Here is a 15588-nt window from a genome sequence, read left to right as displayed (position 1 = left end):
CCCCTACTCCGATGCGGCGTCGAGTGCGGAGGCAAGCTCCGCTTCCTTGCCGTAATACCGGGCGCGGTCCCAGAATGCCGGACGCGCGATACCGGTCGATTTGTGCTTGCCGACGATCTTTCCGTCAGCGTCTTCGCCATCCATATCGTATACGAACAGATCCTGCGTGATGATCGTGTCGCCTTCCGTGCCGAGCACTTCAGTGACATGCGTGATGCGGCGCGAACCGTCGCGCAGACGCGCAGCCTGAACCACGATATCGATTGAACCGACAATCATTTCCTTGATCGTTTTTGAAGGCAGGTTGTAGCCGCCCATCGTGATCATGGATTCGATACGCTGCAGGGCTTCGCGCGGGGAGTTGGCGTGAAGCGTGCCCATGGAGCCGTCGTGACCGGTGTTCATGGCCTGAAGCAAGTCGAACGCTTCGGGGCCGCGGACCTCGCCGACGATGATCCGTTCAGGGCGCATACGCAGACAGTTTTTCACGAGATCGCGCATGGTCACTTCGCCCGACCCTTCAAGGTTGGGCGGGCGCGTTTCGAGGCGCACCGTATGGGGCTGCTGCAGCTGAAGTTCCGCCGCGTCCTCACAGGTGATGATGCGTTCATCATGCTCGATAAAGCCGGTCATACAGTTCAGAAGGGTCGTTTTACCGGAACCCGTACCGCCAGAGATCAGCGTGTTGATCCGGCAGTGACCGATAATCTCGAGCACCTTGGCGCCTTCCGGCGAAATTGAGCCGAAATTGACAAGATCCTGAATGCGGAGCTTGTCCTTTTTAAACTTACGAATGGTGAGCGCGGCGCCGTCGATCGAGAGCGGCGGCGCGATGACGTTCACACGAGACCCGTCCGGCAAGCGCGCGTCGCATATGGGGCTGGCTTCGTCGACGCGGCGGCCGACCTGGGACACGATGCGCTGACAGATATTCATCAGCTGCGCATTATCGCGGAAGCGCACATTGGTGAGCTGAATTTTACCGCCGACTTCGATGAAGACGCGGCTGGCGCCGTTGACCATGATATCGGCGATGTCGTCGCGGGCGAGCAGCGGCTCGAGCGGGCCATAGCCAAGAACGTCGTTGCAGATGTCCTGCAAAAGCGACTCTTGCTCGGCGATCGACATCGAGACGTTCTTGATCGAAATGATCTCGTTGACGATGTCGCGAATTTCCTCCGCGGCCGCCTCGGTGTCGAGCTGTGCGAGCTGCGACAGATCGATCGTATCGATCAACGCATTGAAGATCGTTGTCTTGGTCTGAAAATACTCATCCGACCGACCGCCGATCTCCACGGTGGAGGCCGGCTTGGCGGGAGGCGTTGCAACGCGGGGCGGCGCAGACGCCGCAGCTTTCGCCTCCGGCTTCGCCGCCTTTACGGGCGGCTTTGCAACGGGCTTTTTCGGCGCCGCGGAAGACGGCGCTGGCTTTTTCGCCGCCGGCGCCGGCGCTTCCCGAGCAGGCTCAACAGGACCTGTTCTTCGTCCGAACATTACTCACCACCTTGTTTATTTCTTCTTGAACAATCCGGACAGGCTGAATTTTGGACGCGCAATATTCGCTTCATTGCGGCCCAGCAGATGCGCCGAAAGATCACGGATCGATTGCGCCACTTTAGACTTCGCCCCAACTTCCAGCAGCGGCGCCGCATTGGTGGCGGCCGTGCCGAAGAGTTGCGGATCCCACTGAATGACCTGCTGCGGCTTGATGCCGACATGCTCGGCGAACTGATCGGCCTGAACCGCAGACATTTTCGGATCGAACTGGTTGATAATCAGCGTCGGCGAGGAATCATTCGGCCGCGCCGCGCCAAGAATATCAATCAGGTTCTTGGTGTTGCGGAACGAAGCCAGATCCGGCGTCGCCGTGATGACGATTTCATCCGCCGTCATCAAGATACGCTTGGACCAGGTGGTCCAGATATGAGGAACGTCGACGATAATCGTCGGCGCGGTGCCGCGAACAACATCAAGCACTGTTTCAAACGCCTGATCGTCGAGGTCGAAATCGCGGTCAAGCATGGACGGCGCCGTAAACAGGCTCAGCCGGTCCGTATGTTTTTGCAGCAGGCGGTCGAGCAGCACGTCATCAAGACGTTCGGGCGAGCTCAACGCCTCGACAAGTCCAGCGGACGCTTCCTGATCAAAATCAAGGCTCGCCGTGCCAAAGGGCAGATCGAGATCGAGAATGACCGTATCGCTCTTGTATTCTTCCGCCGTACACCAGCCCACATTGTGCGCGATCGTTGACGAACCGACGCCGCCGCGCGCGCCAACAAAGGCCATGGTTTTGCCGATTGGCGGCGCCGCCGGATCGACATAAAGATCAGCGACGGTCTTGATGATCTGCAGCGGCGAATTCGGCCGGACGATATATTCGCTGACGCCCTGACGGATCAGTTCGCGATAGAGAATGATATCGTTGACCTGACCAATGATGATGACCTTGGTCGACGGGTCGCAGACTTCGGCCAGTTCACCGAGCTTGGCGAAAATTTCTGCGCCGCCCGCGGTCGTCTCAAGAATGATGAGATTCGGCGTCGAGGCGGTCTGGAAGTGATCAACCGCCTTGTTGATGCCGCCCATGTGGATGGTAAGGTGCGCTTTGGACAGACGGCGGTCGACAGATGCTTTTTCAAGCAGCTGGGTGACGCCCGGCGTTTCGCAAAATGCATGGATCGAAATGCGCGGCACCGGACGATGATCGACGTCCTCGCCGCCAAGACCGGTTACATCACCGCCATAAGTGTGTGCTTCCTCGAGCGCGCCGCCGGCGGCTTCCGCCGCCGTCACCAATGCGCCGCCCGATTCCGGCGCAGCTTCTTCTGCGGCTTCATAATCTTCAGAAGAGAACTCTTCCGCACTGAAATCTTCGTCTGAAAAGTCTTCATCAGAAAAGTCTTCAGCCGCGGCTTCTTCTGCGGCGAAAGCCTGGTCGGTGAAGGCTTCCTCTTCAAAGGCGGCCTCTCCGGCGTCAGCGACGGGATCGTCAATTGCCGGCGCTGCGCCAAGCTCGTCATCTTCGAAGTCGGCTTCAAGGTCTTCCTCGAAGGCTTCTTCTCCGAAGACGTCATCGCCGAAATCTTCTTCGCCGAGGGCTGCAAGCTCTTCGTCAGAAAGCTCTTCATTCAACCAGTCGGCATCGTCGCCGAAGGCGTCTGAAAAGTCTTCTTCAACGGCCTGTTCGGCGGCTGCAGGAGTTTTCGCCGCAGGGCCGCCGTCAGCGCCGAGGCTGGCGGCGCCATCGGCGACACCCTCTTCGTCATCTGCCGGCTGATAGGCGGTTTCAGCAGCGTTTTTCATCTTCATCTCCCTCGAGCTTCCCCTGATAGAGCCCGATCAATTGTTATTGCGACGTCTCGGCGTTGATATTCTTGTCAACACTAGACGCTGTAATCTCTCCTTCGCGGTAGAGCGTCACCGCACGGACGACGGATTCGCCGTCGACAGGATCCACCTCGGACGGCGCAATCAAGTCATGCGGATCGGCGATCATCGCCGCGTAATTGTTCATTGTTGCGCAGCCCATATTGGGCGAGCGCAAATTGCGATACACACTCGACTTCAAACCCGACCAGACGCCGCACTGGCTGGCGGTCGCGACATAGCGCGTGAACGACAGAATGATTTCGTCATTCGACGCTTCGCCGGTCCGATAGGTGGCGCCATGGATCGCCGACCACGGAACCCCAACATCATTGAGCGCCTGACGAATATCCGCCGCGGCTTCATGATCATTGCGGTCATTGCCGGCGCCGGAGGGCGCGGTCACCGTCAGCGGTCCGTGACCATTTGTAAGGTATGAGTCAGCGAAAGCCCTGAGGCGCGCCTTGTCCAGATTGGAAAGGTCGCTGGTCGAAACATCACCGCTGATCGTCAGCGTCATCACCTGGCTGTCAACCGAGATCGGATGCGTCTCTGCAATCGTCAGCGCATCTTCAGGCCCATTGAACATGCCGCCTGCGCAAGCCGAAAGGCCAAGCGATGCTGCGGAAAGAAGCGTGATTTTCAAAAGTGAAGCGTTCATAACTTTCTTTCCCATCAATCAAGAATGAAGCCCATCGGTCCCTGCAGCGAGGCTTCGTTGACGCCCGCGCCCGCAAGTCCGTAGGTGGAGACCATTTTGCCGAACAAGATCGTTTCAGCATCGCTCGCCGGCACAAAACCCTTGGTCGGATCCATGAGGTTCGTTTCATGCGTCGGCTTTACGAGGTAAGGCGTTACGATGATGACCAGTTCCGATTCATTATTCGCGTAGTTGCGGCTGCGGAAAAGCTGACCAAGAACCGGCACATCCTTGACGCCTGGAATGCCCTCAATCGTCGAACGCATATCTTCCTGAAGGAGCCCGGCCATGACGAGGCTGCCGCCGGAAGGAAGTTCGACGACCGTATTGGCGCGGCGGACCGAAAGACCCGGGATGGACAGACCGGCCGTGGTGATCAAATTGCCCTGATCATCAACCGTCGTGGCGCCAGGCACGAAGAACGCATTCTCCGTCGTGATTTCCGACACCTCGGTCGAAATCTTCACATTGATCCGCCCTTTGCTGAGCACCAGCGGCGTGAAACCGAGGCCAACACCGAATTCCTTGAATTCAATCGAGATGACGCCGTCATCCTGGCCGACCGGCACAGGAAATTCACCGCCCGCGAGGAAGCGCGCGGATTCACCCGAAATCGCGGTGAGGTTTGGTTCGGCGAGAATTCGAATGAGGCCCGTCGACTCAAAAGCCTGCAGCGACGTATCGAGAATCTCGAGGTCGCCCGTATTGAATTTACGGCTCGCCAGCCCGAGGCCGCCCGTCGTGGCGATTGAATTGGTCGCCGCAGCCGTAACCGCAGCGTCGGAAAGCTGGAAGGTGCCCGTTGCGGAGACGCCGAGCTGTTTCAAAAGCTGGCGCTGCATTTCAACAATGCGCACTTTCAACATGACCTGTTCAGGATCGCGCACAGAAAGAAGGTTGACGACATTTTCGTCATTGCCGACAAAACGTCCGGCAAGCGAAGATGCGTTCGCCGCTTCACTGGCGGATTGTACAACACCGCGCAAAATGACGTTGTCGTTTACGGATTCAATCTCAATCCGCGCTTCCGGCATGACGCGCGAAAACAATTCGGAAAGCGCGTCCATGTCGCGCTCAACGAGAATTTCAAGATTCAAAATCTGACGGCCGCGCGCATCAAAGAAAAACGCATTTGTCTGCCCGGTGGAAAGACCGAGCAGGAAAACGCGCCGCGGCGAGCGCACGACGGCGTCAACTACGCTTGGCTGAGAGACAAGCACATCAGCCGCCGCTTCCGGCAGCTCCACGATCGCCGCCTTGTCGAGCGGAAGAACGATGCTTTTTGAGACAGCGCTGTCGCCGCCGACGCTGATGCGAACCGGCTGCGAACCGCGCTGCGCAGATGCAGGCGCGGCAAGCCCCATCGCCGCGGCGCCGAGCAGAGCTGCGGCGGCGGTTTTGGCGACGCGCCCTGCGGCGGCGTTCATCACTTTTGCAAGCATTGACATCTGACCCCCCTGGCCCGGTTGTTGATTACGAACGCCCATAACGAATCACACTCACATTGGATGACCGCCGGTCCGTCGCCTGAAGCTCGGTTTCCGGCTTGAAAATGCTGCGCAGAACCAGGCTCAACGAACCTGAGTCGCGTGCAGCAATGAAAGCTTCCGCATCGGTTGGAGCAAGCTCCAGCGTGACGTTTGATCCCGCCACATGCGATGCTTCGGTGTTTTCTGAAAACAGCGTATCTACGGCAAGCACGCGCACATCTTCGAAAATTGTGCGCGCCGGAGCGGTAGACCCGCGTCCGCCGGCGACCATGATGTCGACTTTATCGCCCGGCAGAATGAACCCGCCCGAAGAAGTTTCAGGCGAGACGCGCATAGTGACCGCACGCATGCCCGGCGCAAGGATCGCCGCCATAAGACCGGAGGAGCCTGCGCGCACCAGTTTGGCGTTGACGATCGGTTCGCCCATCACGATCAGGGAACGGGCGACAGCCGATTCCAGATCTTCGCGCGCCGCTTCGTTATCTTCAGTAATGAAAGTCGGCTGAACCGCTTTTTTCGGCCAGGTGACCCAGCTCGTCGCTTCTGCGCCGAGCCGCTCGCCACGCTGAATATCACGGCTTGAAACCATCACGCGCACGGTCTCTTCGCGAACCGGCTCAACGATCTGGACAGGCGTGATGTCCTTGTTCTGACTCAGCATGAGGACAAACGCGCCAGCGCCTGCGATAAGAGCAACGCCGAGAATTGCAATGCGACTAACGTTCATTTCGAACCTGCCTTTTCATGCTTCTTACAGAGAACGCCTTGCGCCAATGGTGCGGCAAAGTTCTCAAAACTCTGTTAACTGATCTTGTTAACCGCCAATGACCAATTGGAAGTATGGCGTTTGCGAAAAGCTAAGGAGTCCGCCCGCTGCGATGGCTACCGCATAGGGAAGATCCTTTTTCCGTTCGTGCAATCTGATTAACCAGGGCGCGTGAGCGTAAACGGGCAGAAGGGGAAATTTCCTGAACATTCCCATTACGATGGCGAGAACCAGCCCGGCCATGGCCGTATTGATCAAAAAGACGCCAAGGGATGCGAGCCCCAGCCAGGGGGCGGTCGCCGCAAACAGCTTGGCGTCGCCGCCGCCGATAATTTTGAAAGCGAACAAGGCGAAACCGAGCGCCAGACCGGCGGCGCCGATCAAGACGCCTTCAGCCACAACGTCGTAGCTGGCGCCCACCGCGAGGCCCGCCAGGGGGTATACGCAGACCAGAACGATAGAGATCCAGTTCGGGATCTTGAATTCGTAAACATCATTCGCCGCGGCAATCAAAAGCGCAGCAGGGAAGACAGAAAGTAGAAGGTATGCGACCACGCCTCGCCCTCCGGCAATAATTTCAGACGTTAAAGATAGGCGCCGCGGTCTTAATGTTCCGTTAGATATAAACAAAAAAAGGAGGCCATAAGGCCTCCTTTTTCACCAGTAACTGGGACGTCGCTTACGCGCCGTCGAGCTCGCTGGAAACTCCGCTGAATGTGTTGCTGAGCGAACCGGATACGGAACGCAGCGCAGCAATAATAGCAACGGCGATAAGAGCGGCGATCAGGCCGTATTCGATGGCCGTCGCGCCGGATTCATCGGTTTTAAAACGATTGATAAGAGCTTTCATGTGTCGACTCCTGCTTACTCTTCACTTGCACCGCTGAAGAGGATATCCCCTTCAGTCTCGGACATCGTGCCCCCAAGCCGTAAAGAAATGATGAACAGCCCGTAAGTTATATCTGTATACTGATTATAGTTAATACCGATTAACCAAGACAGAAAACCGCATATTCTCTAGCTCGCAAGCTGATTGAGGCGCGACATATCGTTTACGATCAGTCCGGGATAATTACGCTGCGCCACACCTTCTTGAATTAAAGCTGCGATGGCGCCCGCCGCAGCGGCCTCATCAACGCCTGCGCGATCGGCGAGCTCGCGATGTTTCGGCATTTTGTCGATCTTCCAGGCGCCGCTGACGGCGTCACGCTCGACACATTCAAGAAGCACTGCATAGACGCGCTGTTCAGGCGCGGCCTGCGCGCCCATGGCGCGAAAACGCTGAGCGACGAGCTGGCTTGCAAGATGTATGGCGACATTGCGCATCAGCGACGGACGGTTCGCGGCGAGAGATTTGAACTCGGCCGCGTCAATAAGAGCGAGTTTACAGTCTTTTTCAGCCGTGACAGCGATCTGCTGAAACATCGACGGATCGGGATCGGCGATCGCGATCTCCAGGCCGAATATGCCGCCCTGGGAGACCTCCTCTATTAGCATCGCGCCCGTCGCCCCGTCGGTGACGGAAACTCTCAATGCGCCGCTCAAAACAACAAGAAACTCCGCGCCGTCATATTGGCCAAGCGAGAACACTGTTTGCCCCGCGCTGTAATCGCGCGTCTCGCTCTGGTCGCTCAGAAGCGACAGCACCGCCTCGGGCAGATCTTCAAAAGGCGCAATTCTGGACAGAACCTGCGCCTGGGATGGGCCGATTTCAGCAGGCTGGATCGATACTGCAGTCATTGTAAACTCCACCGGTCCCTCCGCCTTAACAGTTCTCCCTTTAAGCTCCGGTAAAATTCAGTCGGGTAAATGGTTGCGATCGTTCGTTTGGCGCCCGATCCGCCGCCGAAATGCGTCCCTTTCCTTTAAGTTTTCTTTGACACCTCACGGCTAGGGTAAAGACCTCTTTTCGAGGAAGGACCATCCATGCGCAGTCTTCTTATCGCCGCCGCTTTTTTCGCTGCCGCAACCCAAACCGCCGCTGCAGAGCAGCTGTGGCTGACCATGGATCAGGTGCGCCCGTTCAAGCTTGAAAATCCGGCGAAGTCTATTGTGGTCGGAAACCCCGCAATCGCTGATGTGACAATCCAGGATAATGCAAACATCCTCCTGTTCGGGAAAACACCGGGCCTTACCAATATTTATATCTTCGATGAAAATGGCGAAGCGGTGAAAAATCTGATCATCCGCGTGCGCACCCCCAGCGCTGACATGCTGACAGTGCATCGCGGTGTTGGCCGTACGACATATAACTGCACGACCAATTGCGAAGCCACCATCACCGTCGGCGATGAGCAGGGGCAATTCGGGATTGTTTCGACCCAGGTTCAGAGCAAATATTCACAGGCGACGGCGCTTTCCCAGGATTCCAGCGCCAACAACTAACGCTGTCTCCGACATTGAACGGGCGCGCAAAGCTTTACGCTGGCGCGCCCGTTTCCATTTCAAAATTGTAGATTTGCGGCCGTTCCTGCTGGCGGAGATTGACCCGGCACCAGACATCAATGTCGCGAGCGGTGCGCTCATTGGGCAGGGTTTTGTTGGCGAGGATGATATTCGCGATAAGACGCGCCGCGCCATCGCCGCGCCGGCCGACGACAATCCGGCATTCCTTGATATGGGGATGGGCGCGCAACGTCTCTGCGACCGCTTCGGGAAAAACATTGACGGCGCCGATCTGCACCGCGCCGTCGCGCCGGCCCGAAAGCGTAAAGCTACGCTCGCCAGTCCAAGCCATAAGGTCCATGGCCTCCACCTGACGCGCCTCGCCATCCGGGCAAAGCCGCATCAGGCCATCGCCCTCGCGCCGCCAGTGATCGAACAGGACAAACGCCTCGCCGGGATTGTCCCGCCAGGCCATCAGTCCCGTTTCCGTCGAGCCATAGAGTTCGCGCAAGACGCCAAAACCGCTTTTGCGCATGTCGACCGCGAGCTCCGGCGTCATGGGCTCGCCAAAGGACACGGCGAGGGAATTGTCCGGCGCCTGCAATTCCTCCTGCATCATGTAGCGCCAAAGCGTCGGCGTCGCGACAAGAACGTCCCCGAATAGGAGGTTCTTCGACAACTCGTCCGGCGTCATGCCGCGCGCGTCCACCGCCTCAATCCCTAAAAGGTTCGGCGTCAACACTGAAAGCTCCAGCCCCAACAGGCTGTGCGGCGCTACAAAAGACAAAAGACGCCGGCGCCCATAGAGCACATTCGCCGCCGCCGCCGCGTCCTGATAGATTGCGTCGGCATTATGAGTAAAAGCGGCGTCTTCGTCGTTGCGCGCGGCGGGCTTGAAGGAAAATGATGTAAGACCGGCGCTCAACGCAGCGGCGAGATCATGGGCCCAGTCGGCGATTTTTTCCGCTGGCCGCTCGGCGAGATAATCAGCCTCAAGCCCAAAGAGCGTCGCTGCGCGCCGGGCGCAGGCGATCTTCTCCTCTTCATCCAGAGAGAGGCCGCCGCGCCCCAGAGGCGTATTCTGGGTCCAGGAGGCAATGGTCAGAAAATCCGCATGACGGTTAAATCGCCGCGACAACTCATCGGCCGCCGCCGCGCCGATAACGCGGGCGATCTGGTCTTCGCTGAGAGAAAAAGCCTTCAACGCGCCGCCCCGAATGCATCCAGATCCGCCTTCATAGCGGCTTCATAACGTGATTTGAGTTCAGCAATCTTCGCCATATCAGCGCCTCCCGGCGCCCGCCCGCCCGCCTTGGCCGCCGGCCGGAGCCCAATGAGGCTGTTTGTCAAAAACAACGCAGACGCAAAAAGCTCCTTACTGTCTACAGGCGCCAGTTCTGTTTCAATTCCCGCTTTTTGCGCTTCTTCAAGAACAACGCCGCGCACAACGCCTGGCATGGCGCCCTCCTCCAACGGCGGCGTCTTCAATGTCTCGCCCCGAACCAGAAAAATATTCGACGACGATGCGCAGGCGACGCGTCGCGCCGAGTTCAGCATAATCGCGTCATCGGCGCCGGCGACGGTCGCCTCCTCTTTCGCCATGATATTGTCGAGATAGTTGAGAGTTTTCCAGCGCGCGGTGATGCTGTGTTCGTTTCTGACATGCTTGGAGACGATCACCGCCGCCGGTCCGTGGTCCAATGGCGCCGCATAACGGTTCACTGAAATCAGCAAGGTGGGTGACCATTCCCCTTTGACGAAAGCAAGCCCACGCGGGCCAACGCCGCGCGTCAGCGTTAATCGCGCCCAGGCTTTTCCCGCACTCGCCTCATTACGCGCCGCAAGCGATATGACAGCGTCGGCGAGCACATTTTCATCAAGCCGAGCCTCAATGCCGAGGGCGGCGGCGCCGGCGCGCATGCGCCTTATATGCGCGGAAAAAAAGGCTGGGCGGCCATCCACCATAAGGACGGTTTCAAACACCCCGTCGCCGAGAAGAAAGCCGCGATCGGCGATGTGGATCGCCGCACGATCTTCCCTGACGTCACCATTTAGCCAGAACGCCATCGGGTTCGCTCCTTCCCTAACACTGCGCAAGGAAGTTATGGATGATTCGCCGCCCATGAGGCGTCAGCAGGGATTCAGGGTGGAATTGCACCCCGAACCACGGCCGCGTTTCATGAGCGACGCCCATTAATTCGCCATCCGCGCTCCAGGCCGTCTCATGCAAAGGGCCCCCTTTGGCCGGAACCGAGATGAGGGAGTGATAGCGCCCGGCCATCATCGGTGACGGCGCCCCCGCGAAAACACCGCGCCCATCATGACGTATTTCACTCGCCTCCCCATGCAGGGGCGAACGCGCCCGCTGGGTGACGCCGCCGAAAACCTCCACCAGACATTGATGACCGAGGCAGACGCCAAGCATCGGCGCATTCGCATCAAGCGCGCGCAACAGGGGCATGGAAACGCCCGCCTCCGCAGGCGTTTTCGGCCCCGGAGAAATAACAACGCCCGCCGGCTGCATCGCAAGGCAGTCCTCTACGCTGATCGCGTCATTGCGGACGACATAAGTCTCACGCCCCTCTTCGCGGATATACCGTGCGAGATTGTTCACAAAGGAATCGTAATTGTCGATGACGAGGATCATGGTTTCGCCGCCGCCATTTCCGGACGGCCCAGCGCCGCAAGAGCGCCGCGCGCCTTGATGATCGTCTCTTCATATTCTTCCTGCGGCTTCGACCGCAAGGTGACGCCGCCGCCGACCGGCATGACGACCCGTGCGCCCTCGACCATCAGGGTGCGGATCGCTACGGCGAAATCCATGGCGCCGCTATCGTCAATATAGCCAATGGCGCCGCAATAGGGTCCGCGCCCGACTTTCTCAATACGGGCGATCGCGTTCATGGCCTCAATCTTCGGGGCGCCGGTGATTGAGCCACAGGGAAAGAGCGCGGCGAAAATGTCCGCGGCGCTCACATCGTCTCTCAATATGCCACTGATGCGCGACACCAGATGATGCACATTGGCGAGGGTCATAAGCGCACAGACCGCGTCCTCGCGGATGGCGCCGTCGCAGCAGATGCGCGACAGGTCATTGCGCAACAGATCGGCGATCATGATATTTTCGGCGCGGTCCTTGGGGTCGGCAAGAAGCGCGCTGGCGAGCCTTGCATCCTCTTCGGGCGTGGTCCCTCGTGGGCGCGTCCCCTTTATAGGCTCGGCCAGAATGCGCCGGCGGCCATAGGCGCCCGGCTCCACCCGGAAGAAACGCTCCGGCGAATTTGAAAGCACGGCGCCGTGCTCATATTGCAGGAACGCACCGTGAAAAGCATCGCTGCCTTCGGCGAGACGGCGAAACAGATCAAACGGCGACACCTCGCCCGATGCGCTGACCGCAAGCTGGTGGGAGAGGTTCGCCTGATAATAATCGCCATCGAGAATATTCTCGATCGCCGCCGCCACCGCCTCACGATATCCCGCCTCGGTGAAGTTCGAGGACAGAGCGCCGAACTGCGCTGCTGCAGGCGCAGGCAACGGATCTGCTCCCAAGGCGCCGCGCAACCGGCGGCAGGCCGTTTCGTCGCGGCCAACGATAAACGCTTTGCATTTGACGCGCGAGAAAAGCGCCGCCGCGTCATAAAGCCCGAGGGCGACACCGGGGAAGGCAAAGGGGGCTGGCGGCAGATCAAGACAGGGTTCGAAAAATCGCGCCGCCTCATAGCCCACAAAGCCGACGGCGCCGGAAACGAAAGGCAGATCGTATGTCGCATCGCTGCGTTCGGCGAACCGCTCGCGCAATAATTCGTCCAGTTTTAGAAACGGGTTGGCGTCGTCTTTTTCGGCGGTAAGAACCGTCGACGGGAAAGCCGTGATAATCGACCATTCCGCGGCATGGGAGCGGTCGCCGCCATGGAGCAGATGCGCGTCCGCCTCGCCCGCAAGAGGCGCAAAAGCGCTGAGAGGGTCGCGCCAGTCGATTTCCCACATGATCATGGACAATGTCGTAGCGCCGGGCCTTGCGGAAAGGAAGCGGCAATAGGGTAGCGGGTCACAGCGGACCGCGCAGTTGGCGCGCCAGCCCTGCTATGGCGCGAAAGAGCAAATCGGCTTAACCGCAAGGAGATCGTGGTTGAGAAAAGGAAGCCCTTCCATGGCGCACGCCGCCGGACATAGCATGGCCCGCACCTTCTACACCCTGGCTGTGGCGGTGCTCGTCGGCTTCATCGCCTATGTGGGACGCGGCGTCCTGATCCCCTTCGTGGTCGCGGGCTTTCTGGCTTTCCTGATTTACACACTGAAGGAAAACGTCAAACGCATTCCGGTGGTCGGAAATTACATGCCCGACTGGGTTGGGTATCTCTTCGCCTTCATCCTCATCGGCGCCGGCATGGTGTTGTTCGTGGAAATCATCCGCGCCAATGTGGAAACGCTGCTCGGCGCCTGGCCCAGCTATGAGAAGCGCCTCGAAGCGCTGGCGAATGATGCGATAGAATTTTTCCGGACAAGCAGCTTCCTGCCCGCTGAATTGCTCGGCGGCGTCGAACAGATTCAACAATCTGCAATCGGCCTGATCCGCCCGCTTCTGTCGCAGGCCGCGGGCTCGCTCAAATCGCTGACGTCAAATTTCCTCACCTTCATCACGGTGTTCCTCTACCTCGTCTTCATGCTCATCGAGCGGGGGCGCATTTTCACAAAGATCGGCCTGCTCGGCGCCAATGATCGCCAGCGTAGAGCCATTCACGAGACTATCGGCGATATCGGCGTCATGGTGCGCCAGTACATTACTGTCAAAACAGTCTCCAATCTGATCACGGCGAGTCTGAGTTATGTGATCATGCTGGTGATCGGCGTGCAGTTTGCGGGCTTCTGGGCGCTGCTGATCTTCGCCCTGAATTACATTCCGATCTTCGGCGCGCCTTCAGCGATGATCCTTCCTGTTTTGCTCTCGCTCGTCCAGCCGGACGGCGGCGGTCTGCGCATGGCGCTCATCACGCTGGGCTGTCTCATCGCCGCCGATCAGGTCATGGCGAACGGCGTCGAACCGCGCATCGTCGGGCGCACGCTTAATTTAAGCCCGCTTGTGGTCCTCTTTACGCTCGGCGTGTGGGGCTCGCTCTGGGGCTTTGCAGGGCTGCTGTTGAGCGTTCCGATCACCGTGACGGTGATGATCGTGCTGTCGCAATTCCGGTCGACGCGAGCCGTTGCGATCATGATGTCGGACAATGGCGAGATTGCTGAATTAAAGCATGAAGCGCTCTCGCCTGACGCGGCTTAGACAAAGATTTTCTTCAATTCTTCGGCGAGCGCCAGCGCCTCCTCCTTACGGCCCGACCCGCGACGCCAGGCGACGCCGATTTTTCGCGCAGGCGCAGGAGCGGCAAAGGGAATCACTTTCAACCCGGCGCTTTTCGCAAGCCCTTCCCTGACAGCCATATCGGGAAGCAGCGTAGCGCCAAGCCCCGCCTTGGTCATCTGCGCCAGGGTGAAAAGGCTGGTGCCGCCAAAAGACGCCGCAGCATCCCTGTCACGCAATTCGCACGCGTCAAGCGCATGCTCGCGCAGGCAATGACCATCTTCCAGAAGCAGCAATTCGCAGGTGGAGACCTCGTTACGCTTCAATGATTTTTTGTTCGCAAACGGATGATCCGGCGCGCAGGCGAACCAGAACGGATCATCGCCAATCTCAACAGAATCAATGCCGGGAAGATCATAAGGAAAAGCGAGGATGGCGGCGTCGAGAAGCCCCGCCGACAAACGCTCCGCAAGCGTCGCCGTCAAATCCTCCCGCAGATAAAGCTCAAGTTTCGGGAACGCTTTTTTAAACGCCTTCGCCGCGCGCGGCAGAATGAAGGGCGCAATGGTCGGGATGACGCCAAGAGTGAACGGCCCTTCAAGCGGGTTGCGCCCGCTGGCGGCGCGCACAAGATCCTCCGCGCCGGCCAGAAGCGCGGGCGCACGGCTCGCCACCTCCTCCCCGGCGGGGGTCAGCGCAAAGGAACGGGTCGAGCGGTCCACGAGCTGCTGATTCATCAACGCCTCCATCTCCTTGATGGCGGAGGAGAGGGTCGACTGGGACACCAGACAGTCTTCCGCCGCCTTGGAGAAGGATTCGCGGCGCACAAGAGCCATAAAAAACTGCAACTGGCGCAAAGTCGGTAAAGGCGTCATTCTATTGACCTTTTTCAATCGTCTAAATCGATATAATTCACGAATATAATCTATTTGATTAATTTTCCAAGGGCGTTAAGTAGTCTCTTGCGGCTCGCCCTGTCGGGCCCTTACGAGTTTCATTCATGCACGCAAAAAGGAGACAGGAATGTTAGGCGTCGGCGACAAGCTTCCCGATTTTTCCGTTGTCGGGGTTAAGCCCGGCTTTAACACCCACGAAGAAGGCGGCCAGTCCGCATTCGAAGACATCACCCAGGACAGCTTTTCGGGCAAATGGAAAATTATCTATTTCTACCCGAAAGATTTCACCTTCATCTGCCCGACCGAGATCGCCGAGTTCGGCCGTCTCAACAAGGAATTCGCAGACCGTGACGCCGTCGTCATGGGCGGCAGCTCGGACAACGAGTTCTGCAAGCTCGCCTGGCGCCGCGATCACCCGGATCTCGACAAGCACCCGGCCTGGTCATTTGCGGACACGACCGGTTCTCTGATCGACGGCCTCGGCATTCGTGCGCCGGAAGGCGTTGCGTTGCGTGCGACATTCATTGTCGACCCACACAATGTTATCCAGCATGTGACGGTGAACGGCCTTAATGTCGGCCGTAACCCGCAGGAAACGCTTCGCATTCTCGATGGTCTGCAGACGGACGAACTTTGTCCCTGCAACCGTCCGCTTGGCGGCGACACGCTGTAAGTCTTTCTTTCTATCCTGA

The 15588-nt window shown here is 58.6% G+C and carries 16 protein-coding genes; 3 read left to right on the top strand and 13 right to left on the bottom strand.

What is annotated here, in order from left to right; genetic code table 11:
- Positions 1 to 3: 3 nt before the first annotated feature.
- From ACFOOP_RS07210 to ACFOOP_RS07175, 8 genes are all read right to left on the bottom strand, one after another.
- Positions 4 to 1494: a TadA family conjugal transfer-associated ATPase gene (locus ACFOOP_RS07210; protein WP_379880215.1), complete on the bottom strand. Its 1491-nt coding sequence runs from the start codon at positions 1492 to 1494 to the stop codon at positions 4 to 6.
- 15 nt (positions 1495 to 1509) lie between these two features.
- On the bottom strand, positions 1510 to 3303 hold the full coding sequence (locus tag ACFOOP_RS07205) for a CpaE/TadZ family protein (RefSeq protein ID WP_379880213.1): 1794 nt from the start codon (positions 3301 to 3303) through the stop codon (positions 1510 to 1512).
- Between the two features lie 43 nt (positions 3304 to 3346).
- Positions 3347 to 4027: a CpaD family pilus assembly protein gene (locus ACFOOP_RS07200; protein WP_379880212.1), complete on the bottom strand. Its 681-nt coding sequence runs from the start codon at positions 4025 to 4027 to the stop codon at positions 3347 to 3349.
- 14 nt (positions 4028 to 4041) lie between these two features.
- Positions 4042 to 5514, bottom strand: a complete 1473-nt coding sequence (locus tag ACFOOP_RS07195; protein ID WP_379880211.1) for a type II and III secretion system protein family protein — start codon at positions 5512 to 5514, stop codon at positions 4042 to 4044.
- Positions 5515 to 5539: 25 nt separating this feature from the next.
- Positions 5540 to 6283 carry a Flp pilus assembly protein CpaB gene (gene cpaB / locus ACFOOP_RS07190; protein WP_379880210.1) on the bottom strand — a complete coding sequence of 248 codons (744 nt, stop codon included), beginning with the start codon at positions 6281 to 6283 and terminating at the stop codon, positions 5540 to 5542.
- A gap of 87 nt (positions 6284 to 6370) precedes the next feature.
- On the bottom strand, positions 6371 to 6877 hold the full coding sequence (locus tag ACFOOP_RS07185) for an A24 family peptidase (protein WP_379880209.1): 507 nt from the start codon (positions 6875 to 6877) through the stop codon (positions 6371 to 6373).
- A gap of 124 nt (positions 6878 to 7001) precedes the next feature.
- Positions 7002 to 7172: a Flp family type IVb pilin gene (locus ACFOOP_RS07180; RefSeq protein ID WP_379880208.1), complete on the bottom strand. Its 171-nt coding sequence runs from the start codon at positions 7170 to 7172 to the stop codon at positions 7002 to 7004.
- 167 nt (positions 7173 to 7339) lie between these two features.
- The gene (locus tag ACFOOP_RS07175) at positions 7340 to 8062 is read right to left on the bottom strand and encodes a Crp/Fnr family transcriptional regulator (protein ID WP_379880207.1); all 723 of its coding nucleotides are present in this window, start codon (positions 8060 to 8062) and stop codon (positions 7340 to 7342) included.
- Positions 8063 to 8248: 186 nt separating this feature from the next.
- Here ACFOOP_RS07175 and ACFOOP_RS07170 point away from each other — a divergent pair, with 186 nt between their 5' ends.
- Positions 8249 to 8707: a pilus assembly protein N-terminal domain-containing protein gene (locus tag ACFOOP_RS07170; protein WP_379880206.1), complete on the top strand. Its 459-nt coding sequence runs from the start codon at positions 8249 to 8251 to the stop codon at positions 8705 to 8707.
- A 34-nt stretch (positions 8708 to 8741) separates the two neighbouring features.
- Here the strand turns inward: ACFOOP_RS07170 and ACFOOP_RS07165 are convergent, their stop codons facing one another.
- Genes ACFOOP_RS07165 through ACFOOP_RS07150 form a run of 4 tightly spaced genes read right to left on the bottom strand, consistent with a single transcriptional unit; the run spans position 8742 to position 12700 of the window.
- A complete protein-coding gene (locus tag ACFOOP_RS07165; protein ID WP_379880205.1) occupies positions 8742 to 9911 on the bottom strand; it encodes an acyl-CoA synthetase family protein in 1170 nt (389 codons plus the stop codon).
- Positions 9908 to 10774, bottom strand: coding sequence for an aminotransferase class IV (locus ACFOOP_RS07160; protein WP_379880204.1), 867 nt, complete (start codon positions 10772 to 10774; stop codon positions 9908 to 9910). Before ACFOOP_RS07160 ends, ACFOOP_RS07165 begins: the two co-directional genes overlap by 4 nt.
- A 16-nt stretch (positions 10775 to 10790) precedes the next feature.
- A complete protein-coding gene (locus ACFOOP_RS07155; protein ID WP_379880203.1) occupies positions 10791 to 11354 on the bottom strand; it encodes an anthranilate synthase component II in 564 nt (187 codons plus the stop codon).
- Positions 11351 to 12700 (bottom strand): anthranilate synthase component I family protein, encoded by a 1350-nt coding sequence (locus tag ACFOOP_RS07150; protein WP_379881530.1) that lies wholly within the window; start codon positions 12698 to 12700, stop codon positions 11351 to 11353. The genes ACFOOP_RS07155 and ACFOOP_RS07150 overlap by 4 nt, the downstream gene beginning before the upstream one ends.
- A 157-nt stretch (positions 12701 to 12857) precedes the next feature.
- Here ACFOOP_RS07150 and ACFOOP_RS07145 point away from each other — a divergent pair, with 157 nt between their 5' ends.
- Positions 12858 to 13982 carry an AI-2E family transporter gene (locus ACFOOP_RS07145; RefSeq protein ID WP_379880202.1) on the top strand — a complete coding sequence of 375 codons (1125 nt, stop codon included), beginning with the start codon at positions 12858 to 12860 and terminating at the stop codon, positions 13980 to 13982.
- On the opposite strand, the gene ACFOOP_RS07140 is transcribed toward ACFOOP_RS07145, so the two are convergent.
- Positions 13979 to 14875: a hydrogen peroxide-inducible genes activator gene (locus tag ACFOOP_RS07140; protein ID WP_379880201.1), complete on the bottom strand. Its 897-nt coding sequence runs from the start codon at positions 14873 to 14875 to the stop codon at positions 13979 to 13981. The genes ACFOOP_RS07145 and ACFOOP_RS07140 overlap by 4 nt on opposite strands.
- A 148-nt stretch (positions 14876 to 15023) precedes the next feature.
- Between ACFOOP_RS07140 and ACFOOP_RS07135 the strand changes: the two genes are divergently transcribed.
- Positions 15024 to 15569 (top strand): peroxiredoxin, encoded by a 546-nt coding sequence (locus ACFOOP_RS07135; protein ID WP_379880200.1) that lies wholly within the window; start codon positions 15024 to 15026, stop codon positions 15567 to 15569.
- Positions 15570 to 15588 lie beyond the last annotated feature (19 nt).

Origin of the sequence: Hyphococcus aureus, from assembly GCF_042643165.1 — a bacterium.
Classification (GTDB): Bacteria; Pseudomonadota; Alphaproteobacteria; order Caulobacterales; family Parvularculaceae; genus Hyphococcus; species Hyphococcus aureus.
Note: the sequence above shows the minus strand (reverse complement) of the source record. Positions and strands in the feature narration are given on the sequence as shown.